We start from the raw sequence: 24,581 nt of genomic DNA, 5'->3' as shown, positions 1-24,581 counted from the left end.
AGATCCCATGTTCGTTCGCTCCACGACCATCGACGGCGACCCGGCCGCCATCGACGCCGGCATCACGCACGTGCGCGACTCGATCCTCCCCACCGTCACCGCGATGGACGGCTGCCTCGGCATGGCGCTGGTCGTCGACCGCGAGTCCGGCCGCGGCATCGCCACCACCGCCTGGGACAGCGAGCAGTCCATGCTGGCCACGGCGGCGTCGGTCATGCCGATGCGCAACCGGGCCACCGAGATCTTCGGCGGGCCAGCCACCGTGGAGGAGTGGGAGGTCGCGGTGATGCACCGTGACCACACGAGCACGCCGGGCGCCTGCTGTCGCATCACCTGGACCAGCGCCACCGACATGGACGGTGTCGGCGACATGTGGCGCTCGACGGTGCTGCCGCGGGTGGAGACGATGGAGGGGTTCTGCAGCGCGAGCTTCCTCATCGACCGAGGCCGTGGACGCACCTGCGGCACGGTCGTCTTCGACTCCCGCGAGGCGCTCGAGGGCAGCCGCGAGGCCGCGGCCTCGATCCGGGAGCAGGCGGCGAGGGAGGCCGACGTCCAGTTCCTCGACGTGGCCGAGTTCGAGCTGGCGCTGGCGCACCTGAGGTTGCCCGAACTGGTCTGATGCGCGAGGTGGTCGCTCCGGACCGGTAGCCTGCGGCCACCATGCTCGAACGCTTCCGTGCCTTCTGGACCAGGTTCTTCTCGCCGATCGCCCGCCTGCTCATCCGACTGGGCGTGAGTGCCGACGCCGTCACGCTCGTCGGCACCATCGGCGTGAGTGCCGGGGCGCTGGTGTTCTTCCCGCAGGGGATGCTGCTCACCGGCGTCCTGGTGATCACGCTGTTCGTCTTCAGCGACCTCATCGACGGCCACATGGCCCGGCTGACCGGCAAGAGCAGCCCGTTCGGGGCCTTCCTCGACTCCACCCTCGACCGGATCGGCGACGGCGCGATCTTCGCCGGCCTCGCGCTCTACTTCGCCGGCGACGGCGACAGCCGGCTCTACCTCGTGCTCAGCCTGGTCTGCCTGGTCATGGGCGCGGTGACCTCCTACGCCCGTGCGCGGGCCGAGGGGCTCGGCTTCCAGGCCAAGGTCGGCATCGCCGAGCGTGCGGACCGGTTGGTGGCGATCCTGGTGATGACCGGGCTCTCGGCCATCTTCGACCTGCCGGTGCTGATGTACGTCACCCTGTGGGCGCTCGCCGCGGCCAGCACCATCACGGTCGTGCAACGGATCTGGGTCGTGCGCCAGCAGGCCCTGGCACTGCCGCCGGTGGAACCGACGGCCTGAGAACCAGGTCGGGGACCGCACCGGGACCGTGTCCACACGCGCTCCCCGAATGGGTCCGGCCCGGCGTGTCGCCGTACGATAGACGTCATGGTCGACACCCCCGAGAACACCCCCAGCACCCCCCTCGAGACCCCCGAGAACGGCACCGGCACCACGCGTGTGAAGCGTGGGATGGCCGAGATGCTCAAGGGTGGGGTGATCATGGATGTGGTCACCCCCGAGCAGGCCAGGATCGCCGAGGACGCCGGGGCGGTGGCGGTGATGGCGCTGGAGCGGGTGCCGGCCGACATCCGGGCCCAGGGCGGTGTCTCGCGGATGAGCGACCCGGACATGATCGACGGCATCATCGAGGCGGTCTCGATCCCGGTGATGGCCAAGGCCCGGATCGGCCACTTCGCCGAGGCCCAGGTGCTGCAGAGCCTGGGGGTGGACTACATCGACGAGTCCGAGGTGTTGACCCCGGCCGACTATGAGAACCACATCGACAAGTGGGCGTTCCCGGTGCCGTTCGTGTGTGGGGCGACCAACCTGGGCGAGGCGCTGCGCCGGCTCACCGAGGGCGCGGCGATGATCCGCTCCAAGGGCGAGGCCGGCACCGGTGACGTGTCCAACGCGGTCACCCACATGCGCACGATCCGCAAGCAGATCCGCGGTCTCGCCGCGCTCTCGCCCGACGAGCTGTTCGTCGCGGCCAAGGAGCTGCAGGCGCCCTACGAGCTGGTCAAGGAGGTCGCCGAGCACGGCAAGCTGCCCGTGGTGCTGTTCACCGCCGGTGGCATCGCCACCCCGGCGGACGCGGCGATGATGATGCAGCTGGGCGCCGAGGGCGTGTTCGTGGGCTCGGGCATCTTCAAGTCCGGCAACCCCGCGCAGCGCGCCGAGGCGATCGTGAAGGCCACGACCTTCTTCGACGACCCCGACGTGGTCGCCAAGGTCTCCCGCGGCCTGGGCGAGGCGATGGTCGGCCTCAACGTCGAGGAGATCCCCCAGCCGCACCGGCTCGCCGAGCGCGGCTGGTGACCGCACCCACCATCGGCGTCCTCGCGCTCCAGGGCGACGTCCGCGAGCACCTGCGGGTCCTCCGCGAGCTCGGGGTCGAGCCGGTCACGGTCCGCCGGGTCGCCGAGCTCGACGCCTGCGACGGCCTGGTGATCCCCGGCGGCGAGTCCACCACGATGGCGAAGCTGGCCCGGACGTTCGAGATCTTCGAGCCGCTGCGTGACCGGATCAAGCAGGGCCTGCCGGTCTTCGGCACCTGCGCGGGCATGATCCTCCTGGCCGACCGGGTCCTCGACGGGGCAGCCGGCCAGGAGACCTTCGGCGGACTCGACGTCACGGTCCGGCGCAACGCGTTCGGGCGGCAGGTCGACTCCTCAGAGCGGGACCTCGAGCTCGCCGGCCTGGCCGCTCCCGTGCACGCGGTGCTGATCCGCGCGCCATGGGTGGAGGAGGTGGGCGACGGCGTGGAGGTCCTCGCCCGGGTGGCCGACGGTCCCGCCGCGGGTAGGATCGTCGCGGTCCGGCAGGGCCCGCTGCTGGCGACGTCGTTCCACCCCGAGGTGGGGGGCGACTCCCGGGTGCACGAGATGTTCGTGGACCTGGTGCGAGAGGCCTCGGCGTGACGATGCGCGAACGGAAGACGAAGAGGGACTGATGTCTGGGCACTCCAAGTGGGCGACGACCAAGCACAAGAAGGCCGTCATCGACGCCAAGCGCGGCAAGATGTTCGCCAAGCTGATCAAGAACGTCGAGGTGGCGGCGCGGATGGGCGGCGGCGACCCCTCCGGCAACCCCACGCTCTACGACGCCATCCAGAAGGCCAAGAAGTCCTCGGTCCCCAACGACAACATCGACCGCGCGGTCAAGCGCGGCTCCGGTGCGGAGACCGGCGGGGCCGACTACCAGACGATCATGTACGAGGGCTACGGGCCCTCGGGCGTCGCGATGCTGATCGAGTGCCTCACCGACAACAAGAACCGCGCCGCCATGGAGGTCCGCACCGCCATGACCCGCAACGGCGGCTCGCTGGCCGACCCGGGTTCGGTGTCGTTCCTCTTCAACCGCAAGGGTGTCGTGGTCGTGCCCGCCGAGCAGGACGGCCGGATGGTCAGCGAGGACGACGTGCTCGAGGCCACCCTCGAAGCCGGTGCCGACGCGGTCAACGAGCTGGGTGACTCCTTCGAGGTCATCTCCGAGTCCGGCGACCTGGTCGCCGTGCGCCAGGCGCTCCAGGCCGCCGGCATCGACTACGACTCGGCCGAGGCGGAGTTCCGCCCCGACATGCAGGTCGAGCTCGACCAGGACGCGGCGGCCAAGATGTTCCGGCTCGTCGACGTGCTCGAGGACCTCGACGACGTGCAGAACATCTTCGCCAACTACGACGTCCCCGACGAGGTCATGGCGGCGCTCGAGGAGGAGTGACGACGCGGGGCGACGCGTCCCCGCACCGGCCGCGGTCTTCGTCCGAGCCGTGCCAGCGTGTCCTGCGGAGTCCTGTCCGCGCTCCCCGTTAGCGTTGCTCCGAACACACGTTCGGACGGAAGGCTGACGCATGCGCGTGCTCGGGATCGATCCCGGCCTGACCCGCTGCGGCATGGGCGTGGTCGAGGGCCAGGTGGGCCGCCCCCTGCACCTGGTCGACGTCAACGTGATCCGCACCTCGGCCGACCTACCGGTCGCCGAGCGGCTGGTGACGATCGAGAAGGGCATCGACGCCTGGCTCGACGAGTACGCCCCGGACGCGGTCGCGGTCGAGCGCGTCTTCGCCCGCTCCGACGTCAGCACGGTGATGGGCACGGCCCAGGCCAGTGGCATCGCCATGGTCGCCGCGGCACGCCGTGGGCTCCCGGTCGCGCTGCACACGCCGAGTGAGGTCAAGGCCGCGGTGTCGGGGAGCGGCCGCGCGGGCAAGGCCCAGGTCGGAGCGATGGTGACCCGGATCCTGCGGCTGGACGCGCCCCCGCGACCGGCCGACGCCGCCGACGCCCTGGCGCTGGCCATCACCCACATCTGGCGCGGCGGCGCGCAGGCGCGCATCGACGCCGCCGTGGCGGCCGCCGGCGCCGCCCGGCGTACCACTCCGCCTACCGCCCCGCGTACCACCCCGCCCGCCCGGCCGGCGCGCGCGGAAGGACCCACGAGGAGCAGCAGATGATCGCGTTCGTCCGCGGCCAGGTGGCCGCCGTGACCCTGTCCAGCGCCGTGGTCGAGGTGGGCGGTGTGGGGCTGGAGCTGCTGTGCACGCCGGGCACCCTGGCCACGCTGCGCCCCGGCCAGTCGGCGACGCTGCCCACGAGCATGGTGGTCCGGGAGGACTCGCTGACGCTCTTCGGCTTCCTCGACGAGGACGAGAAGACCGTGTTCGAGCTGGTGCAGACCGCCTCCGGCGTCGGGCCGAAGCTCGCCCAGGCGATGCTGGCCGTGCTCGGCCCGGACGAGCTGCGCCGCGCGGTCGCCGGTGACGACGTGAAGACCCTGACGAGGGTGCCCGGGATCGGCCAGAAGGGCGCGCAGCGGATCATCCTCGAGCTGAAGGACCGCATCGGCGCGCCGGTCGGGGCGCGTACGACGGCGCCGGGCACGTCCGCCGCCGCCCCGTGGCGTGACCAGGTCCACCAGGGGCTGGTCGGCCTCGGCTGGCCGGCCCGCGACGCCGAGAAGGCCGTCGAGGCGGTGGCCCCGCAGGCCGGTGACGCCCCTGACGTGGCGACGCTGCTGCGTGCCGCCCTGCGCACGCTGAGCAGGGCCTGAGCGCATGCACGACGAGGAGCTCGCGGCCGCCGAGGAGACCCACCTCCGGTCGTTGACCGCGGCCGAGGCGGAGGGCGACGAGCGGGCCGTCGAGGCGGCGCTGCGCCCCCGCACCCTGGACGAGGTGGTCGGCCAGTCCCGGGTCCGGGCCCAGCTCGGACTGGTCCTGGAGGCCGCCCGGCGCCGTGGCCGCGCGCCCGACCACGTCCTGCTCTCGGGGCCGCCCGGGCTCGGCAAGACCACGCTGGCGATGATCATCGCCGGCGAGATGGGCTCGCCGCTGCGGCTGACCAGCGGCCCCGCCATCACCCACGCCGGCGACCTCGCGGCGATCCTGTCGGGCATGAACGAGGGCGACGTCCTCTTCGTCGACGAGATCCACCGGATGTCTCGCCCGGCCGAGGAGATGCTCTACATGGCCATGGAGGACTTCCGGGTCGACGTGGTGATCGGCAAGGGCCCCGGGGCCACGGCGATCCCGCTGGACATCCCGCCGTTCACGCTGGTGGGGGCGACCACCCGGGCCGGCCTGCTGCCCGGGCCGCTGCGCGACCGCTTCGGCTTCACCGGGCACCTGGAGTTCTACGAGCCTCACGAGCTCGACCGGATCGTGCACCGCTCCGCGGGCCTGCTCGGTGTGGAGCTGACCGGGGAGGGGGCGGCCGAGATCGCCTCCCGCTCGCGCGGCACGCCACGGATCGCCAACCGGCTGCTGCGCCGGGTCCGCGACTATGCCCAGGTCAAGGCCGACGGCGTCGTGACCCGACCGGTCTCCCAGGCGGCGCTCGACCTCTACGAGGTCGACGAGCTCGGGCTCGACCGGCTGGACCGCGCCGTCATCGACGTGCTGTGCCGCCGGTTCGGCGGTGGACCGGTGGGCGTGTCCACGCTGGCCGTGGCGGTGGGGGAGGAGCGGGAGACCGTGGAGGAGGTCGCGGAGCCCTTCCTCGTGCGCAACGGGTTCCTCGCGCGCACCCCGCGGGGACGCATCGCGACGCCGGCCGCCTGGGAGCACCTCGGCCTCGCCGCCCCGGTCGTGGCGGCGCCGAGCGTGGACGCGCCGCTCTTCGAGGGCTGACGGCCGCCTGTCCGACGCCTCGTCCGGTGGCCGGTCGGGCTCCGGTCGGGCTCGGGTCGCGCACTGGCCGCCGCCCTGGCGGGGGAGGTCCGACGCGCCCGTGCGGCCGATAGCGGCCTGCGTCACAGTCGCAGTTACACTTTCCCGTCGGTCGGCACGGCTCGACCCTGCACACCCACCATTTCTCCCTGCTCGAGAGGTTCTCGCGTGTCCCAGCTCGTCTCGCTCCTGCCCCTGGTGGCGATCGCGCTGCTGTTCTGGCTGCTGCTGATCCGCCCGCAACAGCGGCGGGCGAAGGAACTCGGGCGCATGCAGGCCTCGTTGAAGGTGGGTGACGAGGTGATGCTCACCTCGGGCATCTTCGGAATCCTGCGGGACACCGGCGAGGACCAGGTCCACGTCGAGATCGCCGAGGGCGTGACCGTCAAGGTCGTCCGCGGTGCCGTGGGGCAGGTGGCACAGCCAGGGACCGCCGAGCGCGGTCCGGAGGAGAACTGACATGGCACGCAGGACCGCTCGCCCGGGTCGCACCCTGGTGGTGTTCTTCCTGGCGGTGGTGATCGCCTACGGGCTGGTGGCGCTCGGCGGCACCTGGAAGCCGGTGCTCGGCCTCGACCTCCAGGGCGGCACGCGCATCCAGCTCCAGGCCAAGGGCAGCCCCACCGCCCAGAGCCTCAACGAGGCGCGCGGGATCATCGACCAGCGGGTGAACGGCTCCGGCATCACCGAGGCCGAGGTCACGACCCAGGGCGGCAACCTGATCGTGGTCGAGATCCCGGGCAAGACCCGCCGCGACCTCGTCGACACCGTCAAGCGCCAGGCCCAGCTGCGGTTCCGCACCGTGGCGTGCACCGAGAGCCCGAGCGGCTCCACCGGCCCCTGCTCGCCCGCGGGCAGCGGCGCCCCGTCCGGCGCGGCCACCCTGCCGGGCGCGGGCAGCTCGCCGTCGACCGCGGGCGGGGGCTCGTCCTCCGGCCCGGCCAGCAAGGGCTCGGCCGGCAAGGGCTCCGGCGGCAAGAGCTCCGACGAGGGTGCGACGAGCTCCAGCAAGAACCGGCCGCCCTTCCTGATGGCCGACAAGCACAGCAAGAACGCCAAGACGAGCCCGAGCGCCTCGTCCAGCCCGAGCGCCTCGTCGAGCCCCTCGGCCAGCGACTCCGCCGGCGCCTCGTCCTCGCCGGCCCCCTCGGCCGGCGACTCCCCGGCCCAGGCGGCGCTGGCGTTCATGAAGAGCCCCGGCCAGGCCGCGATCAAGGCCTTCAACGCCTACAGCTGTCCGGCGAAGCAGCCGGTCAAGGACGACCCCACCCAGCCGTTGGTCACCTGCGGCACCGGTGACGACGCGCACACCAAGTACCTCCTCTCCCCGGCCGCCATCGAGGGCACCGACCTGAAGAGCGCCAGCGCCGGCATCCCGGCACAGTCCGTGAGCTGGCAGGTCAACCTCACCCTGGGCGGCGAGGGCAAGCAGGTCTTCGCCGACCTCTCGCGGGCCATGGCCGGCAGCCCCCAGCAGTTCGCCGTGGTGCTCGACGGCCGCGTCATCTCGGCCCCGACGTTCAACGGCGTGATCCCGGACGGCTCGGCCCAGATCAGCGGCAACTTCACCGAGGCCAGCGCCAACAGCCTCGCGACCAGCCTGAAGTACGGCGCGCTCCCGATCGCGTTCGACCAGGGCGCGACCCAGGTCGTGACCGTGGGTCCCTCGCTCGCGGGTGACCAGCTCTCCGCAGGCATCACGGCCGGCATCATCGGCCTGGTGCTGGTGATGATCTACTGCCTGCTCTACTACCGCGGTCTGGGCCTGGTCGTCGTCACGTCGCTGATCGTCGCCGGCATCGTGACCTACGCGATGGTGCTGCTGCTGAGCAAGGGCGCCGGCTTCACGCTCTCGCTGCCCGGCATCGCCGGTCTGATCGTCGCGGTCGGCATCACCGCCGACTCGTTCATCGTCTACTTCGAGCGCATCCGGGACGAGATGCGCGACGGCCGGTCGATGCGGGTCGCCGTGCAGGCCGGCTGGCGCCGGGCACGGAACACCTGCCTGGCCGCCGACGCGGTCTCGCTGCTCGCCGCGGTCGTCCTCTACATCTTCGCCGCCGGCGTCGTGAAGGGCTTCGCGTTCGCGCTCGGCCTCTCCACGATCATCGACCTGGCGATCTTCTTCTGGTTCACCCACCCGATGGTCACCTTGCTGTCCCGGTTCCGGTTCTTCAACCGCGGGCACAAGCTCTCCGGCCTCGACGCGGGCAATCTCGGCATCGACCGCATCACCGTGGAGGGGCGCGCCTGATGGGCAAGTTCTCACGAATCGGCAACGACCTCTACACCGGTCGCAAGTCGATCGACTTCGTCGGTCGCAAGTGGCTCTGGTACGCCCTCTCCGGCCTGATCGTGATCCTGGCGGTCGGCGGCCTGTGGGCCAAGGGCCTCAACATGGGCATCGAGTTCACCGGCGGTGCGCAGTACCAGGTCTCCCTGTCGTCGAGCCAGGTGAACCAGGCGGAGGCCGACAACCTGCGCAACGCGGTCGCGGCCAGCGGCGTGGACGCCGCCGCCTCACCGGTCGTGACGACCTCGGGCCCGAACTCGATCATCGTCCAGACCGAGCCGGTCAACGACGCGGAGAGCGCGAAGATCGTCGACGCGATCGTCAAGGAGACCGGCGTCGACCCCGAGAAGGCGATCTCGCAGGACGAGATCGGCGCGAGCTGGGGCAAGGAGGTCGCCAAGCGCTCGATCATCGGCCTGGGCGTCTTCCTGGTCCTGGTCGTCCTCTTCATCTGGGCCTACTTCCGCGAGTGGAAGATGTCGGTCGCGGGCATCGTGGCGCTCGCCCACGACGTGCTGATCACCGTCGGCGTCTATGCGCTGTCCGGGTTCGAGGTCACCCCGGCGACCGTGACCGGCGTGCTGACGATCCTCGGCTTCTCGCTCTATGACACGGTCGTGGTCTTCGACAAGGTCCGTGAGAACACCAAGGGGCTGCGCGAGCGGCGCACGACGTACGCCGCCGAGGCCAACCTCGCGGTGAACCAGACGCTGGTCCGCTCGATCAACACCTCGATCGTGGCGCTGATCCCGGTCGGCGCGATCCTCTACGTCGGTGCGGTCCAGCTCGGCAGCGGCTCGCTGAAGGACCTGGCGCTGGCGCTGTTCGTCGGCATGGCGGCCGGTGCCTACTCCTCGATCTTCATCGCGACCCCGCTGCTGGTGCAGCTGAAGTCCGGTGAGGACTCGGTCAAGCTGGCCGAGAAGCGCGCGAAGGCGCGGGAGCGGCACCAGGCCGACCGCTACGCCTCGGTGCCCGCGTTCACCGAGGACCTGCCGGCGGGGAGCGAGCGCCGGGAGGCGGCGGACCCCTACGACGAGGACGCCGAGGAGGCGCCGGTCGCCGGTGCCCCCGCCACCCCGCGCGCCCCGGAGGCGAGCGGCCGCGGACGGGTCGCCCCGCCCGCGCGCGGACCGGTACGACCCAGCGGCGCGGCCGGCCGGGCTCAGCCCTCCCGCCAGTCGCGCTCCAAGCGGGGCAAGAAGTGAACGATGACCTCGTCGGCGCGGCCCGCGAGGCGCTGGCCAAGCTGGTCGTCGACGTGCCGGACTTCCCCGAGCCGGGCATCCTCTTCAAGGACATCACGCCGTTGCTGGCCGACCACTCCGGCTTCGCCGCGGTCGTGGCCGCCCTGGCCGCGGCGGGCTGCGACGCCGACGGCACGCCGGTGGTCGACAAGGTGGTCGGCATGGAGGCCCGCGGCTTCATCCTCGCCGCGCCGGTCGCGCTGGCCCTGGGCACCGGGTTCGTGCCGGTGCGCAAGGCCGGCAAGCTGCCCCGCCACACCCACGCCGTCTCCTACGCCCTGGAGTACGGCGAGGCCACCCTGGAGCTCCACCAGGACTCGGTCGAGCCGGGCGACCGGGTGCTCCTGGTCGACGACGTGCTCGCGACCGGCGGCACCGCCCGCGCGACCCGCGAGCTGATCGAGGCCTGCGGTGGCACCGCCCACGGGCTCACCGTGCTGATGGAGCTGGGCTTCCTGGCCGGACGCGACGCGGTCGGGGACCTGGCCGTCTCGACCCTGATGACGGTCTGATCGCCCTCGTGGGCACCCCTAGACTGTGGGGGTGACCGAGGAGCGCGCCGCCCAGCCCATGCGGGAGCGCCCGGAGAGCCCGGGCTCCACCCGCAGCATGCGGGCGCGCCTGGCCCGGATGGGCCGCAGCGGCCAGTCGCAGAACCCGGTGCTCGAGCCGCTGTTCCGCGCGGTCCGCGCCAACCACCCCAAGGCCGACCTCGCCCTGCTGGAGCGGGCCTACAAGACGGCCGAGCTGCAGCACGGGTCCCAGATGCGCAAGAGCGGGGACCCCTACATCACCCACCCCCTCGCGGTCACCACGATCCTGGCCGGCATCGGCATGACCGAGCCGACCCTCGTGGCGTCGCTGCTGCACGACACGGTCGAGGACACGCCGTACACGCTCGACCAGCTGCGCGAGGACTTCGGTGACGAGGTGGCCCGACTCGTCGACGGCGTGACCAAGCTCGACAAGGTCAAGTACGGCGACTCGGCGCAGGCCGAGACGATCCGCAAGATGATCGTCGCGATGTCGCGCGACATCCGGGTGCTGGTCATCAAGCTGGCCGACCGGCTGCACAACATGCGCACGCTGCGCTACGTCCCCCAGGCCAGCCAGGAGCGCACCGCCCGGGAGACCCTCGACATCTACGCCCCGCTGGCGCACCGGCTGGGCATGAACACCATCAAGTGGGAGCTGGAGGACCTCGCGTTCGCCACCCTGCACCCCAAGATCTACGACGAGATCGTGCGGATGGTGGCCGAACGCGCCCCCTCGCGGGACCAGTTCCTCGCCGAGGTCATCGCCCAGGTCGAGGCCGACCTGCGCGAGGGCAAGATCAAGGCGACCGTGACCGGACGCCCGAAGCACTACTACTCGATCTACCAGAAGATGATCGTCGGGGGCCGCGACTTCTCCGACATCTACGACCTGGTCGGCATCCGGATCCTGGTCGAGGACGACCGAGACTGCTACTCCGTCCTCGGCGTGCTGCACTCGCGCTGGAACCCGGTCCTGGGCCGGTTCAAGGACTACGTAGCGATGCCGAAGTTCAACATGTACCAGTCGCTGCACACGACGGTCATCGGCCCGCACGGCAAGCCGGTCGAGATGCAGATCCGGACCTTCTCCATGCACCGCCGCGCGGAGTACGGCGTCGCCGCGCACTGGAAGTACAAGGAGGACGGCCGCAACGGCGTCGACACCGAGCGCCGCGCCGACCTCGACGACATGACCTGGGTGCGCCAGCTGCTGGACTGGCAGAGCGAGGTCGAGGACCCGGGGGAGTTCCTGGAGTCCCTGCGCTTCGAGATCAACCGGGCCGAGGTCTACGTGTTCACGCCGCGCGGTGACGTGATCGCGCTGCCGACCGGGTCGACGCCGGTCGACTTCGCCTATGCGGTGCACACCGAGGTCGGGCACCGCACCATCGGCGCCCGGGTGAACGGGCGGCTGGTGCCGCTGGAGTCGACGCTCGAGAACGGCGACGTCGTCGAGGTCTTCACCTCCAAGGCCCCCACGGCGGCCCCCTCGCGCGACTGGCTGAACTTCGCCAAGTCCCAGCGCGCGCGGTCCAAGATCCGCCAGTGGTTCACCAAGGAGCGCCGCGAGGAGGCCATCGAGCGCGGCAAGGACCAGATCGCGCGGCTGATGCGCAAGGAGGGCCTGCCCCTCAAGCGGCTGCTGTCCCACGAGTCGCTGATGCTGGCGGCCGACCACTTCAAGCTGGCCGACGTCTCGGCGCTCTACGCGGCGGTCGGCGAGGGCAACCTGTCCGCCCAGGCCGTCGTACGCCGCGTGATCGACCTGCACGGCGGGGCCGAGGGAGCCCAGGAGGACCTCGCCGAGGGCGTCACGATCACCGGCCGCCGCGGCCGGTCCAAGGTGCCGACCGGTGGCGATGCCGGGGTGGTCGTCAAGGGCGCCCCCGACGTGTGGGTGAAGCTGGCCAAGTGCTGCACGCCGGTCCCACCCGACGCGATCCTCGGCTTCGTCACCAAGGGCGGCGGTGTCTCGGTGCACCGCACGGACTGCACCAACGCCAAGAGCCTGCAGGCCCACCCCGAGCGGCTGCTCGACGTCGAGTGGGCGGTCACCGGCCAGTCGACGTTCCTGGTGAACATCCAGGTCGAGGCGCTCGACCGGAACCGGCTGCTCTCGGACATCACGATGGTGCTCTCCGACGCCCACGTGAACATCCTGTCCGCGAGCCTGAGCACCAGCCGCGACCGGGTCGCCAAGAGCCGGTTCACCTTCGAGATGGCCGAGGCCAAGCACCTCGACACCGTGCTGAAGGCGGTCCGCTCGGTCCCCGGCGTCTTCGACGCTTACCGCGTCACCCAGTAGCGCGAGACGGCACTCGGGGGCACTCTCAGGCCGCCGAGGCGGCACTTGCCGGCACCCTCAGCGCGCCGACACGGCACTTGGGGCGCGTGAGGACCGTGCCCTCGTTTGACGGATCGCCCGCTCACGCGATTGATGGTGCCCCGAAGTGCCGTCTCGCGCTCCCGAGAGTGCCCCGAAGTGCCGTCTCGCGCTCCCGAGAGTGCCCCGAAGTGCCGTCTCGCGCTCCCGAGAGTGCCCCGAAGTGCCGTCTCGCGCGTCAGGCGGAGAAGTCGGCGGAGGCCTGGCGGGCCATCTCCAGGAAGGACCTGCGGGAGGCGAGGTTCTCCTCGAGGTCCCGGACCTTGCGCTCGTCGCCGGCCGCGCGGGCGCGCTCGAGATCGGCCTCGACGCCGGCGATCGCGGACTGGAGCTGGGTGACCATGTCGGAGGCCCGGGCGGACTTCTCGGGGTCGGAACGACGCCACTGCTCGTCCTCGACACCCCGGATGGCCTGCTCGACGCGGCGCATCCGGCCCTCGAGGTCCTTCATCCGGTCGCGCGGGACCTTGCCCGCGGCGTCCCAGCGCTCGGCGAGGTCGCGGAACGCCTTTCGGGCGGCCTCCACGTCGGTGACCGGGAGCAGCGCCTCGGCCTCGACCAGCAGTCCCTCCTTGACCTCGGCGTTGCCGGCGAACTCGCGGTCCTGCTCGGCGTTGGCGGCGTCGCGGGCGCCGAAGAAGGTGTCCTGGGCGGCGCGGAACCGGCGCCACAGCGCCTCGTCGACCTCCCGGGGCGCCGGGCCGGCGGCCTTCCACTGCTGCATCAGGTCGCGGTAGCGGCCGGCGGTCGGGCCCCAGTCGGTGGAGCCCGAGAGGGCCTCGGCCTCGTCAGCGAGCCGCTCCTTGACCGTCCGGGCGCCCTCGCGCTGCTCGTGCACCTCGGCGAAGTGCGCCTTGCGCCGCCGGGTGTAGGCGGTGCGGGCGGTGGAGAAGCGGCGCCAGAGCGCGTCGTCGGAGGCGCGGTCGATGCGGGGGAGCGCCTTCCACTGGTCGAGCAGCTCGCGCAGCCGGTTCGCGCCGTTGCGCCAGTCGCTGCCCTCGGCCAGCCGCTCGGCCTCGGTGACGATCTTCTCCTTCTCGACCTTCGAGGCGGCGCTGCGCTGGGCGCGCTCGGCCTTGCGAGCCTCCCGCTGGCTCTCGATCACCGGGGTGAGGGCGTCCAGCCGGGCGAGGAGCGAGGCCAGGTCACCGACCGCGTGCGCGCCGTCGACCTGCTCGCGGACCGTCCGGACCGAGCCGGCCGCCTCGTCGGGGGACAGCACGCCGGACTTGATCCGCTGCTCGAGCAGGTCCACCTCGAACGCGAGCGCGGCGTACCGCTCGGTGAAGAAGCGCATCGCCTCCTCGGGGCTGCCCTCGGGATACTGACCGACCGGGCGCTCCCCGTCGGCGGTCCTCACGTAGACGGTGCCGTCGTCGTCGACCCGACCCCACTGCTGACTGGTCACTGCCTGTTCCCCGATCGATACGTGTGCTGAGAACCCCATGCTAGTCAGGGCCCCGGCGGCCTCCCTCGGTGTGGGCGGCACCAGTGAGGCGTGGTGGCGCAGACCGGGATAGTGTTCCGGGGTGCTGATCGCCGGTTTCCCTGCGGGTCCCTGGGGCACGAACTGCTATGTCGCGGCCACCGCCGCCGGCAGCGAGTGCGTCGTCATCGACCCCGGCAAGGACTCCGCCGCCGGAGTCGCCGAGGTCGTCCGCGAGCACCGGCTCAAGCCGGTCGCCGTGCTGGTCACCCACGGTCACGTGGACCACATGTGGTGCGTGGCCCCGGTCGCGGGGACCTACGACGCCACCGCGTGGATCCATCCGCGTGACCGGCACCTGCTGACCGACCCGATGGCCGGCATGTCGCCGGAGACCAGCCGGATGCTGCTCGGTGGCGGCTACGAGTGGGCCGAGCCCGACGACGTCCGGGAGCTCGCCGACCACCAGGTCCTCGAGCTGGCCGGGCTGCAGTTCCTGGTCGACCACACCCCGGGGCATACCGAGGGGTCGGTCACCTTCCGCGCGCCGTACGACGCCGCGGACGTCTCGGAGGTCATGTTCTCCGGCGACCTGCTCTTCGCGGGCTCGATCGGTCGCACGGACCTGCCGGGCGGTGACCACGCCACGATGCTGCGCAGCCTCACCGAGAAGGTGCTGCCGCTCGCCGACGACATCGTGGTCCTCCCCGGTCACGGCGAGCAGACGTCCATCGGTCGCGAGCGTGCGACCAACCCCTTCCTGCGCGACCTCCTCGAGGACGGCGACGCAGGACGAGTCACCCGAGGTCTGTGATCACCCATGAGCACCAAGCCGACCCCGCTGAGCGGGTTCCCTGAGCTGCTGCCCGAGCAGCGCTTCGTCGAGCAGCAGGTCGTCGACACCCTGCGCCGCACCTTCGAGCTGCACGGTTTCGCCGGCATCGAGACCCGCGCCGTCGAGCCGATGGACCAGCTGCTGCGCAAGGGGGAGACCTCCAAGGAGGTCTACGTGCTGCGCCGCCTGCAGGAGGCCGACGCCGGGTCCGACTCCGGGATCGGGCTGCACTTCGACCTCACCGTGCCGTTCGCGCGCTACGTCCTGGAGAACGCCGGCAAGCTCGAGTTCCCCTTCCGCCGCTACCAGATCCAGAAGGCCTGGCGGGGGGAGCGGCCCCAGGAGGGCCGGTACCGCGAGTTCACCCAGGCCGACATCGACGTGGTGATGAAGGACGAGCTCCCCTTCCACTTCGACGTCGAGGTGGCCCGGGTCATGGCCGAGGCGCTCTCGGGGCTGCCGCTGCCGCCGCTGCGGCTGCGGGTGAACAACCGCAAGCTGATCGAGGGCTTCTACCGCGGCATCGGCGCGGCGGACCCGGCTCGGGTGATCACGATCATCGACAAGCTGGACAAGATGCCGGCCGAGGAGGTCGGCGCGCTGCTGGTCTCCGACGCCGGGCTCAGCGAGAAGCAGGCCGAGCAGTGCCTGCAGCTGGCCACGATCAGCACCACCGACACCTCCTTCGTCGACCGGGTGCGGGCGCTCGGTGTCGAGCACGAGCTGCTCGAGACCGGCCTCGACGAGCTGGCCGCGGTCGTCGACGGCTGCGCGGCGGTGCGCAGCGACCGGTTCGAGGTGGAGGCGAGCCTCAGCCTCGCCCGCGGGCTGGACTACTACACCGGCACGGTGTTCGAGATCCACATGGTCGGCTTCGAGTTCCTCAAGTCGGTCGGTGGCGGTGGCCGGTACGACGCGCTGGCCTCCGACGGCCGCAGCACCTACCCCGGCGTGGGCATCTCGTTCGGCATCTCGCGCACGCTGGTGCCGCTGATGAGCCGGGGGCTGCTGAGCAGCGACCGGAAGGTCCCCAGCGCGGTGTTGGTGGCCCTCGTCGACGAGCAGAGCCGCGGGGCGAGCGACGCGGTGGCGCAGGCGCTGCGCGCCAGCGGCGTGCCCTGCGAGGTGGCCGCGACCGCCCAGAAGTTCGGCAAGCAGATCCGGTACGCCGAGCGGCGGGGCATCCCGTACGTGTGGTTCCCCTCGACCGAGGGCGAGCACCAGGTGAAGGACATCCGCACGGGGGACCAGGTGGTGGCCGATCCGGCGACCTGGACCCCGCCCACCGAGGACCTGCGTCCTCGGGTGAGGACGAGCAACGAGGAGAAGAACCAGTGATCCGCACCCATGACGCCGGCGCCCTGCGCGCCGAGCACGTCGGCCAGACCGTCACCCTCGCCGGGTGGGTCGCGCGCCGGCGCGATCACGGGGGCGTCGCGTTCCTCGACCTGCGCGAGGCCAGCGGCGTGGTCCAGGTCGTCGTTCACGACGCCGACCTCGCCCACCACCTGCGCAGCGAGTACTGCGTCAAGGTCACCGGCGAGGTGAGCCGACGCCCCGAGGGCAACGCGAACCCGCACCTCCCCAGCGGGGAGATCGAGGTGATCGCCAAGGACATGGAGGTGCTCAGCGCCGCGGCGCCGCTGCCGTTCCCCATCGACGAGCACGTCGAGGTGGGGGAGGAGGCGCGCCTCAAGCACCGCTACCTCGACCTGCGCCGGCCGGCGCCGAACGCCGCGCTGCGGCTGCGCAGCAAGGTGAACAAGGCCGCGCGGGACGTCCTCGACGGCCACGACTTCGTGGAGATCGAGACCCCGACGCTGACCCGGTCCACCCCCGAGGGAGCCCGCGACTTCCTGGTGCCCGCGCGCCTGCAGCCCGGCAGCTGGTACGCCCTGCCGCAGAGCCCGCAGCTGTTCAAGCAGCTGCTGATGGTCGCCGGGATGGAGCGCTACTTCCAGATCGCGCGCTGCTACCGCGACGAGGACTTCCGGGCCGACCGCCAGCCGGAGTTCACCCAGCTCGACCTGGAGATGAGCTTCGTCGACCAGGACGACGTCATCGCGGTCTCCGAGGAGATCCTCGCCGCCCTGTGGCGCCTGATCGGCCACGAGGTCACCACGCCGATCCCGCGGATGACCTACGCCGAGGCGATGGCCCGCTACGGGTCGGACAAGCCCGACCTGCGGATGGGCCAGGAGCTCGTCGAGTGCACCGAGTACTTCAAGGACACCACGTTCCGCGTCTTCCAGGCCGAGTACGTCGGGGCCGTCGTGATGCCGGGGGGCGCCGGCCAGCCGCGCAAGCAGCTCGACGCGTGGCAGGAGTGGGCCAAGCAGCGGGGCGCCAAGGGCCTGGCCTACGTGCTGGTCGGCGAGGACGGCGAGCTGGGCGGCCCGGTGGCCAAGAACCTCACCCACGAGGAGAGGGCCGGCCTGGCCGCGCACGCGGGCGCGCAGCCCGGGGACTGCATCTTCTTCGCCGCCGGTCCGACCAAGGCCAGCCGCGCACTGCTGGGCGCGGCCCGGCTGGAGATCGGGCGGCGCTGCGGCCTGATCGACGAGGACGCGTGGAGCTTCCTGTGGGTCGTCGACGCGCCGCTGTTCGAGCCGACCGCCGAGGCCACGGCCTCGGGTGACGTCGCGCTGGGCTACAGCGCCTGGACCGCCGTGCACCACGCCTTCACCTCGCCGCAGGACCTCGAGCGTTTCGACGAGGACCCGGGCTCCGCGCTGGCGTGGGCCTACGACATCGTGTGCAACGGCAACGAGATCGGCGGCGGCTCGATCCGTATCCACCGAGAGGACGTCCAGAAGCGCGTCTTCGCGATCATGGGCATCGACGAGGCCGAGGCGCAGGAGAAGTTCGGGTTCCTCCTGGAGGCCTTCAAGTTCGGCGCGCCGCCGCACGGTGGCATCGCGTTCGGGTGGGACCGGATCGTCGCGCTGCTCTCGGGCAGTGACTCGATCCGCGACGTGATCGCCTTCCCGAAGTCGGGCGGCGGCTACGACCCGCTGACGGCCGCCCCGGCGCCGATCACGCCGGAGCAGCGCAAGGAGGCGGGTGTGGACGCCCGTCCGCCGAAGGATGTCAGCGCGGCGCAGTGAACGACGGGCGCTTCGTCGCCCGGACCGATGCGCCACGACAGATCGTGCGCCGCGGGTCGAGACCAGATCGTTACGCGAGGGTGATCGCAGGTGCGGTCTCTGTCACATAGAGTCTCGCTTCGGCGTGCAGGACGCAGACCGGGATGATCCTCGGTCTCTACCGATGATGGGAAGAGCATGTCGGCACAGACAGCTGGGCCAGAGACCCTGGGCGACCTGAGCGAGGAGCCTTCGCAGCCCGACCCCGGGAGCAAGAAGGCGGAGGTGATCGCCGGGAAGTCCCCGATGCGGATCGCCCTGGGGCGGCTCGCCAAGGACAAGATCGCGGTGGTCTGCGCCGCGACCGTCCTGTTCTTCCTCCTGGTGGCGGTCTTCGCCGGGCAGATCTGCGCGATCTTCGGCGTCAGCACCGCGACGGTGCTGCCCAGCCAGTACCTCGACTCGCTCGGCGGCGGTCTGCCGCTGCCGCAGTACGGTCCGCCCAACGGCGGCTTCACGATGGACCACCCCTTCGGCATCGCGCCGCTCTCGGCCACCGACAACCTGGCCTTCTGGGTCTACGGGGCCCGGACCTCGCTGGAGATCTCCGCGACCGCCACGCTGTTCGGAGCCACCGTCGGCATCGTGCTGGGCCTGGTCGGCGGCTACCTGGGCGGTCTCGCCGACAAGGTGATCTCCTTCTTCACCGACCTCTTCCTGACGATCCCCTTCCTGCTGGCCGCCCTGGTGATCGCGCCGATCATCAACCAGCGGTTCAACGACAGCAGCAACTACCCGCGGATCCAGTTCTGGGCCCTGATCGTGGTGCTGGCCGGCTTCGGCTGGATGCCCATGGCCCGCCTGATCCGCGGCGAGACGCTCTCGCTCCGGGAGCGCGAGTTCGTGCAGGCCGCGAAGGTCATCGGCATGCCGACCCGTCGGATCCTGGTCCGGGAGCTGCTGCCGAACCTCGCGGCACCGATCGTCGTCGCCACCTCGCTGATGCTGCCGGCCTTCGTGGCCGCCGAGGCCGGGTTGGCCTATCTCGGCATCGGCGTGACGTCGGGCATCTCGTGGGGCCAGACGATCAACCACGCCACGCCGTTCTTCGAGACCTACTCGCTCTACTTGTGGGAGCCCATGATCGGCATCGTCGCGCTGGTCCTGGCCCTCAACCTCCTCGGCGATGCGATCCGGGACGCGCTCGACCCGAAGACCCGTCGCTAGGCGGGGCACAGAACGTCGTTCCCGACTCTCCACGGGGGCACGATCAAGAAACAGAAAGGCTGGACAATGAGACGGACCAAGCCACTGGCGGTAGTCGCCGGTGCTGCGCTGTTCGCCCTAGCCGCATGTGGCGGCTCGGGCGGCAGCGGCGAGAAGAACCCTTCGTCCACGCGGACGTTCACCAAGGAGGGTGAGGTCACCAAGGACGCCACCCGCCAGGGTCCGGCCCCGGACATCTCGGGCGCCTCCTCCGGTGGCACGATCACGGTGTACCTGCCCGGCGACCCCGGTCCGGACTCCATGGACCCGACCGGCGGCTGGTCCGTGACCGGCAACTCGATCCAGCAGGCGCTGACGAGCCGTTCGCTCACGCAGTACTCGCGTGACCCGAAGACCGGACAGATGGTGCTGGTCCCGGACCTCGCCACCGACCTGGGCAGCCACAACGACGACTTCACCGAGTGGTCGTTCACGATCCGCGACGACGCCACGTGGGAGGACGGCTCGCCCGTCACCCCGGAGCAGGTCGCCTGGGGCATCCAGCGCTCGATGGACTCCGACACCTTCCCGGCCGGCGCCGGCACCGAGTACTCCCAGACCTACTTCGAGGGCGCGGGCGAGTACAAGGGCCCCTACACCGAGCCCAAGGCGAAGTGGAACGGCGTCACGGTCGACGGCCAGAAGATCACCATCCACATGGCCAAGACGTTCCCCGACATGGACTACTGGGGCGCGTTCATGGCGATGGGCCCGGCCCCGCTGGGCAAGGCCAGCCAGCCGCCGGACTACGGCAAGCACATCATGTCCAACGGCCCCTACAAGGTGGAGTCCTTCCGCCCGAACGAGGAGCTGACGCTGGTCAAGAACGACCAGTGGGACCCGGCTTCCGACCCGGCCCGGCACCAGTACGCCGACAAGTGGGTCTTCAAGTTCAACCAGGACCAGTCCAAGGTTGACCAGATCATGCTGAGCGACAACACCGAGTCGCAGACCTCGCTGTCGACCTCGCTGGGCTCGAACAACTACGAGAAGGCCAACACCCAGATGGGTGACCGCCTCGTGCAGCAGTCGGACCAGTGCGTGAGCTACCTCTCGCCCGACTACACCAAGATCACCGACATCAACGTCCGCAAGGCCCTGGCGTACGCCTACCCGTACCAGGACATGTGGCTGGCGACCGGTGAGGTCCCGGGCGTGACCCGCGTCCCGGCGAACTCGATCATGCCTCCCGGCATGGCGGGCAAGCACGAGTACTTCGTCGACGGTGAGCAGTTCACCTACAGCCCCGACAAGGCGAAGGCGCTGCTGGCCAAGGCCGGCTACGCCAACAAGCCGTACCCGATCACCATGGTCTACTACGAGCCCGACCCGCTGGCCGTCGCCGGCCAGAAGGTCTTCGAGAAGGGCATGGCCGAGGCCGGCTTCAAGGTCAAGGGCATCCCGGTCCAGACCTCGCCGTACAACGTCTGGCTGAACCCCGACGACAAGACGAACAAGCAGCTCAACCTGCGTGGCGTCAACTGGTGCTCCGACTGGCCGTCGGCGCTGACCATGCTTCCGCCGCTGCTGCGCACCGGTGCTGCCTACAACACCGCGCAGTTCTCCGAGAAGTCCGTCGACGACCGCATGAACGCGATCCCGTCGCTGCCGCTCGACCAGCAGGCCGACGCCTGGGGTTCGCTTGACGAGGAGATCGAGACGAAGTACTTCCCGATCATCCCGACCGCGTTCCGCAACGACCTGTTCGTGTTCGGTTCCAAGATCGGCAACCCGGCCGGTGACGGCCAGATCGGCGCGCCGAACTACAAGGACCTCTACGTCCAGCAGTGATCGACTCCCCATGAGTTGATCTGAGGTACAACTAGCGGTGGGGGCTCCCAGAGTCTGGGGGCCCCCACCTGCAAGCCCCCCCGGTTTTTCGACCGAAGAGAGTCCCCCCGATGTTTGCCTATGTCGTCAAGCGTGTGCTCAGCGGCTTCGTGGTCATCGCCCTCGTCTCGATGGCGATCTTCCTGCTGTTCTGGTACGGCCCCTCGAGCCCGGCGCAGCCCCTGTGCGACCGGGAGACGAGCAACCGCTGCACCCCCGAGCGCCTGGTCCGCTACGAGCACCAGCTCGGTTACGACAACCCCGTCTACGAGGAGTACGGGAAGTTCGTCAAGGGCGTCTTCGTGGGCCGTGAGATCACGATCGGCCCCACGACCTACCCGTGCAAGGCGCCCTGCTTCGGCTACTCCTACCGCACCAAGGTCCCGGTCTGGCAGGAGATGAAGACGCGGCTCCCCGCGACCTTCTCCGTGGCCATCGGCGGCGCGGTCATCTTCTTGTCGCTGGGGGTTCCCATCGGCGTGGCAGCCGCCCGAAGACGCGGCACGCTCGCGGACAAGGCACTGGTCTCGAGCTTCCTGGTGATCAGCTCGATCCCGTACTACCTCTTCGCGCTGCTCGCCTGGCTCTACCTCACCGTGATCTTCCAGGTGCCGTTCTTCAGCGACACCGGCTACCACCCGATCCTGCAGAACCCTGCGAAGTGGTTCTCCGGCCTGTTGCTGGCGTGGATCGCGCTGGGCATCTTCTACTGCACCGCCTACACCCGATACTCTCGTGGGTCGATGGTGGAGGTGCTCTCCGAGGACTACATCCGCACCGCGAAGGCCAAGGGACTCCCCCCACGGAAGATCGTCTACCGGCACGGCCTACGAGCCGCGCTGGTGCCGATCGTGACCATCTTCGGCATCGACTTCGGCGTCCTGCTCGCCGGCACGATCTTCACGGAGAGCATCTTCGACATCCAGGGCATCGGCTTCTGGAGCCTGCAGGCGGTCCAGTCCCGCGACCTGCCGGTCGTCCAGGCCACGGCCCTGTTCGCGGCCGCCATGCTCATCATCAGCAACATCTTGGTCGACATCGTGTACAGCATCTTGGATCCGAGGGTGAGGCTTTCGTGACCCAGCAGACCAGCACCGCCACTGCTCCGCAGCGCACCGGTGCCGATCCGAACGAGCCGTTCCTCGTGGTCGAGGACCTGACGGTCACGTTCCCGACCCAGGACGGGCCGCTCACCGCGGTCACCGACCTCAGCTACTCCGTCGAGATGGGCAAGACCCTCGGCATCGTGGGCGAGTCGGGGTCCGGCAAGTCCGTGTCCAGCATGGCCGTCCTCGGACTGCACGACGCGAAGTCGAGCAAGATCACCGGCTCGATCCGGGTCGGCGGCACCGAGGTCGTCGGGCTCTCGGAGCCGCGGATGCGCAAGCTCCGGGGCAACCAGGTCGCGATGATCTTCCAGGACGCCCTCGCCGCCCTGCACCCCTTCTACAAGGTGGGCGGCCAGCTGGCCGAGGCGTACCTCGTGCACCATCCGAGCGCGTCCAAGCGCGACGCCCGCCGCAAGGCCGTGGAGATGCTGGACCGGGTGGGCATCCCGCAGCCCGACCGTCGGGTCGACGACTTCCCGCACCAGTTCTCCGGCGGTATGCGCCAGCGCGCGATGATCGCGATGGGCCTGATCAACGACCCGTCCCTGCTGATCGCCGACGAGCCCACCACGGCGCTCGACGTCACCGTGCAGGCGCAGATCCTCGACCTGCTGCAGGACCTGCAGCGCGAGTTCAACTCCGCGGTCATCATCATCACCCACGACCTCGGCGTGATCGCGGAGATGGCCGACGACGTGCTCGTGATGTACGCCGGCCGCGCGGTGGAGTACGGCCCGGGTCGCGAGATCCTGACGCACCCGGAGATGCCCTACACCTGGGGCCTGCTCTCCAGCGTCCCGGACGTCACCGCCGACACCGACGCGCGGCTGATCCCGATCCCGGGCAACCCGCCGAGCCTGCTCAACCTGCCCACCGGCTGCGCTTTCCACCCGCGTTGCGTCCACACCAGCAAGGTGCCCGGCGACCTGTGCTCGACGGAGCTGCCGCTCCTCCTGCCCGGCAGCCACGGCAACAAGCACGTGAAGCGCTGCCACCTGGCCGACCCCGACGCCGTCTACCAGTCCGAGGTGCTCCCCGAGATCGCGCCCGAGCTGGCCGAGGAGAACTGATGTCCGACCTGAACGTCGAGAAGAGCGACGAACGCCCCGACGCGGGTGCGGTCGACGCCGAGACCCCGTCGGCGTCGGCGCCGGCGGCCCGCGACGGCGAGCGCCCCCTCGCCGCCATGGGGCACGCGGCCAGCAGGCTCGACCCGAACGCCGAGCCGGTGCTCTCGGTCGAGAACCTCAAGATGTACTTCCCGGTGAAGTCCTCGGGCGTGCTGCGGCGCACCGTCGGCCACGTGCAGGCGGTCGACGGGATCTCCTTCCAGGTGCCGAAGGGCGGCTCGCTGGGCCTGGTGGGGGAGTCGGGCTGTGGCAAGTCCACGACCGGCCGACTGATCACCCGGCTGTACTCGCCGACCGGCGGCTCGATGAAGTTCGGCCACGACCAGGTCGACATCGCCAAGATGTCGAACCGGCAGCTCAAGCCGCTGCGCCGCAACGTGCAGATGATCTTCCAGGACCCCTACACCTCGCTGAACCCCCGGCACACGGTGGGCTCGATCGTGGGTGCGCCGCTGGCTGTGCACGGCGTGGTGCCGAAGGACAAGATCCTGCCGCGGGTCCAGGAGCTGCTGGAGGTCGTCGGCCTCAACCCCGAGCACTACAACCGCTACCCCAACGAGTTCTCCGGGGGCCAGCGCCAGCGCATCGGCATCGCCCGGGCGCTCACGCTGAACCCGAAGCTGCTCGTGGCCGACGAGCCGGTCTCGGCGCTGGACGTGTCGATCCAGGCGCAGGTGATCAACCTGCTCCAGGACATCCAGCACGAGTTCGACGTCGCGTTCCTCTTCATCGCCCACGACCTCGCCGTGGTGCGGCACTTCTGCCCCGAGGTCGCGGTGATGTACCTGGGCAAGATCGTCGAGATCGCCGACCGCGAGACCATCTACGGGTCGTCGTACCACCCGTACACGCAGGCGCTGCTGTCGGCGGTCCCGGACGTCAAGCAGGCCGCGATCGGCGGCCGGCGTGAGCGGATCATGCTCGAGGGTGACGTGCCGAGCCCGATCAACCCGCCGTCGGGCTGCCGGTTCCGCACCCGGTGCCCGCTCGCGCAGGAGATCTGCGCGAAGGTCGAGCCGCCGCTGCTGCAGATCGGGGCGCGCCACAAGGTCGCCTGCCACTTCCCGGGCGAGCTGGGCAAGCACCCGACCGAGCCGGTGACCACCGGCCTGCTCGGCGTGGACGCGCAGGGCAGCCCGTCCTCGACGGGCGACCAGCCGATCGAGCCTCCGGAGGCGGGGCCGGGCTTCGCCGACCGCTGGTTCGACGTCAAGAGCAAGACCATGGTCTCGGCCTGACCGAGGCCGCAGAGCACCGCCGTCCGGCCCGCGGGCCGGACGGCA

At 70.6% G+C, this 24,581-nt stretch carries 22 protein-coding genes; 21 read left to right on the top strand and 1 reads right to left on the bottom strand.

What is annotated here, in order from left to right:
• Nucleotides 1-7: 7 nt before the first annotated feature.
• The 13 genes from BJZ21_RS10985 to BJZ21_RS10925 all read left to right on the top strand — a co-directional run bounded on the left by BJZ21_RS10985 (nt 8) and on the right by BJZ21_RS10925 (nt 12,538).
• Nucleotides 8-622, top strand: coding sequence for an antibiotic biosynthesis monooxygenase (locus BJZ21_RS10985; protein ID WP_179663781.1), 615 nt, complete (start codon nt 8-10; stop codon nt 620-622).
• Between the two features lie 41 nt (nt 623-663).
• Entirely contained in the window at nt 664-1,290 is a 627-nt protein-coding gene (gene pgsA / locus BJZ21_RS10980) for a phosphatidylinositol phosphate synthase (protein ID WP_179663780.1), read from the top strand.
• A gap of 87 nt (nt 1,291-1,377) precedes the next feature.
• Nucleotides 1,378-2,310: a pyridoxal 5'-phosphate synthase lyase subunit PdxS gene (gene pdxS / locus BJZ21_RS10975; RefSeq protein ID WP_179663779.1), complete on the top strand. Its 933-nt coding sequence runs from the start codon at nt 1,378-1,380 to the stop codon at nt 2,308-2,310.
• On the top strand, nt 2,304-2,912 hold the full coding sequence (gene pdxT, locus BJZ21_RS10970) for a pyridoxal 5'-phosphate synthase glutaminase subunit PdxT (protein ID WP_179665654.1): 609 nt from the start codon (nt 2,304-2,306) through the stop codon (nt 2,910-2,912). Before pdxS ends, pdxT begins: the two co-directional genes overlap by 7 nt.
• 31 nt (nt 2,913-2,943) lie before the next feature.
• Nucleotides 2,944-3,711 carry a YebC/PmpR family DNA-binding transcriptional regulator gene (locus BJZ21_RS10965; protein WP_179663778.1) on the top strand — a complete coding sequence of 256 codons (768 nt, stop codon included), beginning with the start codon at nt 2,944-2,946 and terminating at the stop codon, nt 3,709-3,711.
• 130 nt (nt 3,712-3,841) lie between these two features.
• Nucleotides 3,842-4,444, top strand: a complete 603-nt coding sequence (ruvC, locus tag BJZ21_RS10960; protein WP_179663777.1) for a crossover junction endodeoxyribonuclease RuvC — start codon at nt 3,842-3,844, stop codon at nt 4,442-4,444.
• Nucleotides 4,441-5,040, top strand: coding sequence for a Holliday junction branch migration protein RuvA (gene ruvA / locus BJZ21_RS10955; protein ID WP_179663776.1), 600 nt, complete (start codon nt 4,441-4,443; stop codon nt 5,038-5,040). The genes ruvC and ruvA overlap by 4 nt, the downstream gene beginning before the upstream one ends.
• A gap of 4 nt (nt 5,041-5,044) precedes the next feature.
• The gene (gene ruvB, locus BJZ21_RS10950; RefSeq protein WP_179663775.1) at nt 5,045-6,118 is read left to right on the top strand and encodes a Holliday junction branch migration DNA helicase RuvB; all 1,074 of its coding nucleotides are present in this window, start codon (nt 5,045-5,047) and stop codon (nt 6,116-6,118) included.
• A 207-nt stretch (nt 6,119-6,325) separates the two neighbouring features.
• The gene (gene yajC, locus BJZ21_RS10945) at nt 6,326-6,616 is read left to right on the top strand and encodes a preprotein translocase subunit YajC (RefSeq protein WP_179663774.1); all 291 of its coding nucleotides are present in this window, start codon (nt 6,326-6,328) and stop codon (nt 6,614-6,616) included.
• Between the two features lies 1 nt (nt 6,617).
• Nucleotides 6,618-8,411, top strand: a complete 1,794-nt coding sequence (gene secD / locus BJZ21_RS10940; protein ID WP_179663773.1) for a protein translocase subunit SecD — start codon at nt 6,618-6,620, stop codon at nt 8,409-8,411.
• Nucleotides 8,411-9,658, top strand: coding sequence for a protein translocase subunit SecF (secF, locus tag BJZ21_RS10935; RefSeq protein WP_179663772.1), 1,248 nt, complete (start codon nt 8,411-8,413; stop codon nt 9,656-9,658). Before secD ends, secF begins: the two co-directional genes overlap by 1 nt.
• On the top strand, nt 9,655-10,209 hold the full coding sequence (locus BJZ21_RS10930) for an adenine phosphoribosyltransferase (protein ID WP_179663771.1): 555 nt from the start codon (nt 9,655-9,657) through the stop codon (nt 10,207-10,209). The genes secF and BJZ21_RS10930 overlap by 4 nt, the downstream gene beginning before the upstream one ends.
• 97 nt (nt 10,210-10,306) lie before the next feature.
• Nucleotides 10,307-12,538, top strand: coding sequence for a RelA/SpoT family protein (locus BJZ21_RS10925; RefSeq protein WP_179665653.1), 2,232 nt, complete (start codon nt 10,307-10,309; stop codon nt 12,536-12,538).
• A gap of 256 nt (nt 12,539-12,794) precedes the next feature.
• On the opposite strand, the gene BJZ21_RS10920 is transcribed toward BJZ21_RS10925, so the two are convergent.
• The gene (locus tag BJZ21_RS10920; protein WP_179663770.1) at nt 12,795-14,024 is read right to left on the bottom strand and encodes a DUF349 domain-containing protein; all 1,230 of its coding nucleotides are present in this window, start codon (nt 14,022-14,024) and stop codon (nt 12,795-12,797) included.
• Between the two features lie 121 nt (nt 14,025-14,145).
• Between BJZ21_RS10920 and BJZ21_RS10915 the strand changes: the two genes are divergently transcribed.
• The 8 genes from BJZ21_RS10915 (at nt 14,146) to BJZ21_RS10880 (ending at nt 24,536) form a co-directional block, all read left to right on the top strand.
• Nucleotides 14,146-14,856: an MBL fold metallo-hydrolase gene (locus BJZ21_RS10915; protein WP_179663769.1), complete on the top strand. Its 711-nt coding sequence runs from the start codon at nt 14,146-14,148 to the stop codon at nt 14,854-14,856.
• 6 nt (nt 14,857-14,862) lie between these two features.
• The gene (hisS, locus tag BJZ21_RS10910; protein WP_179663768.1) at nt 14,863-16,215 is read left to right on the top strand and encodes a histidine--tRNA ligase; all 1,353 of its coding nucleotides are present in this window, start codon (nt 14,863-14,865) and stop codon (nt 16,213-16,215) included.
• The gene (aspS, locus tag BJZ21_RS10905) at nt 16,212-17,984 is read left to right on the top strand and encodes an aspartate--tRNA ligase (RefSeq protein WP_179663767.1); all 1,773 of its coding nucleotides are present in this window, start codon (nt 16,212-16,214) and stop codon (nt 17,982-17,984) included. The genes hisS and aspS overlap by 4 nt, the downstream gene beginning before the upstream one ends.
• 177 nt (nt 17,985-18,161) lie before the next feature.
• Nucleotides 18,162-19,190, top strand: coding sequence for an ABC transporter permease (locus tag BJZ21_RS10900; protein WP_179663766.1), 1,029 nt, complete (start codon nt 18,162-18,164; stop codon nt 19,188-19,190).
• 66 nt (nt 19,191-19,256) lie between these two features.
• Entirely contained in the window at nt 19,257-21,020 is a 1,764-nt protein-coding gene (locus tag BJZ21_RS10895) for an ABC transporter substrate-binding protein (RefSeq protein WP_179663765.1), read from the top strand.
• A gap of 110 nt (nt 21,021-21,130) precedes the next feature.
• Nucleotides 21,131-22,138: an ABC transporter permease gene (locus BJZ21_RS10890; RefSeq protein WP_179663764.1), complete on the top strand. Its 1,008-nt coding sequence runs from the start codon at nt 21,131-21,133 to the stop codon at nt 22,136-22,138.
• Nucleotides 22,135-23,238 carry an oligopeptide/dipeptide ABC transporter ATP-binding protein gene (locus BJZ21_RS10885; RefSeq protein WP_179663763.1) on the top strand — a complete coding sequence of 368 codons (1,104 nt, stop codon included), beginning with the start codon at nt 22,135-22,137 and terminating at the stop codon, nt 23,236-23,238. The genes BJZ21_RS10890 and BJZ21_RS10885 overlap by 4 nt, the downstream gene beginning before the upstream one ends.
• 116 nt (nt 23,239-23,354) lie before the next feature.
• Nucleotides 23,355-24,536, top strand: coding sequence for an ABC transporter ATP-binding protein (locus BJZ21_RS10880; protein ID WP_218851904.1), 1,182 nt, complete (start codon nt 23,355-23,357; stop codon nt 24,534-24,536).
• Nucleotides 24,537-24,581: the final 45 nt, after the last annotated feature.

This window comes from Nocardioides panaciterrulae, assembly GCF_013409645.1.
Taxonomy (GTDB): domain Bacteria; phylum Actinomycetota; class Actinomycetes; order Propionibacteriales; family Nocardioidaceae; genus Nocardioides; species Nocardioides panaciterrulae.
This window is presented reverse-complemented; position numbering and strand designations above follow the sequence as displayed.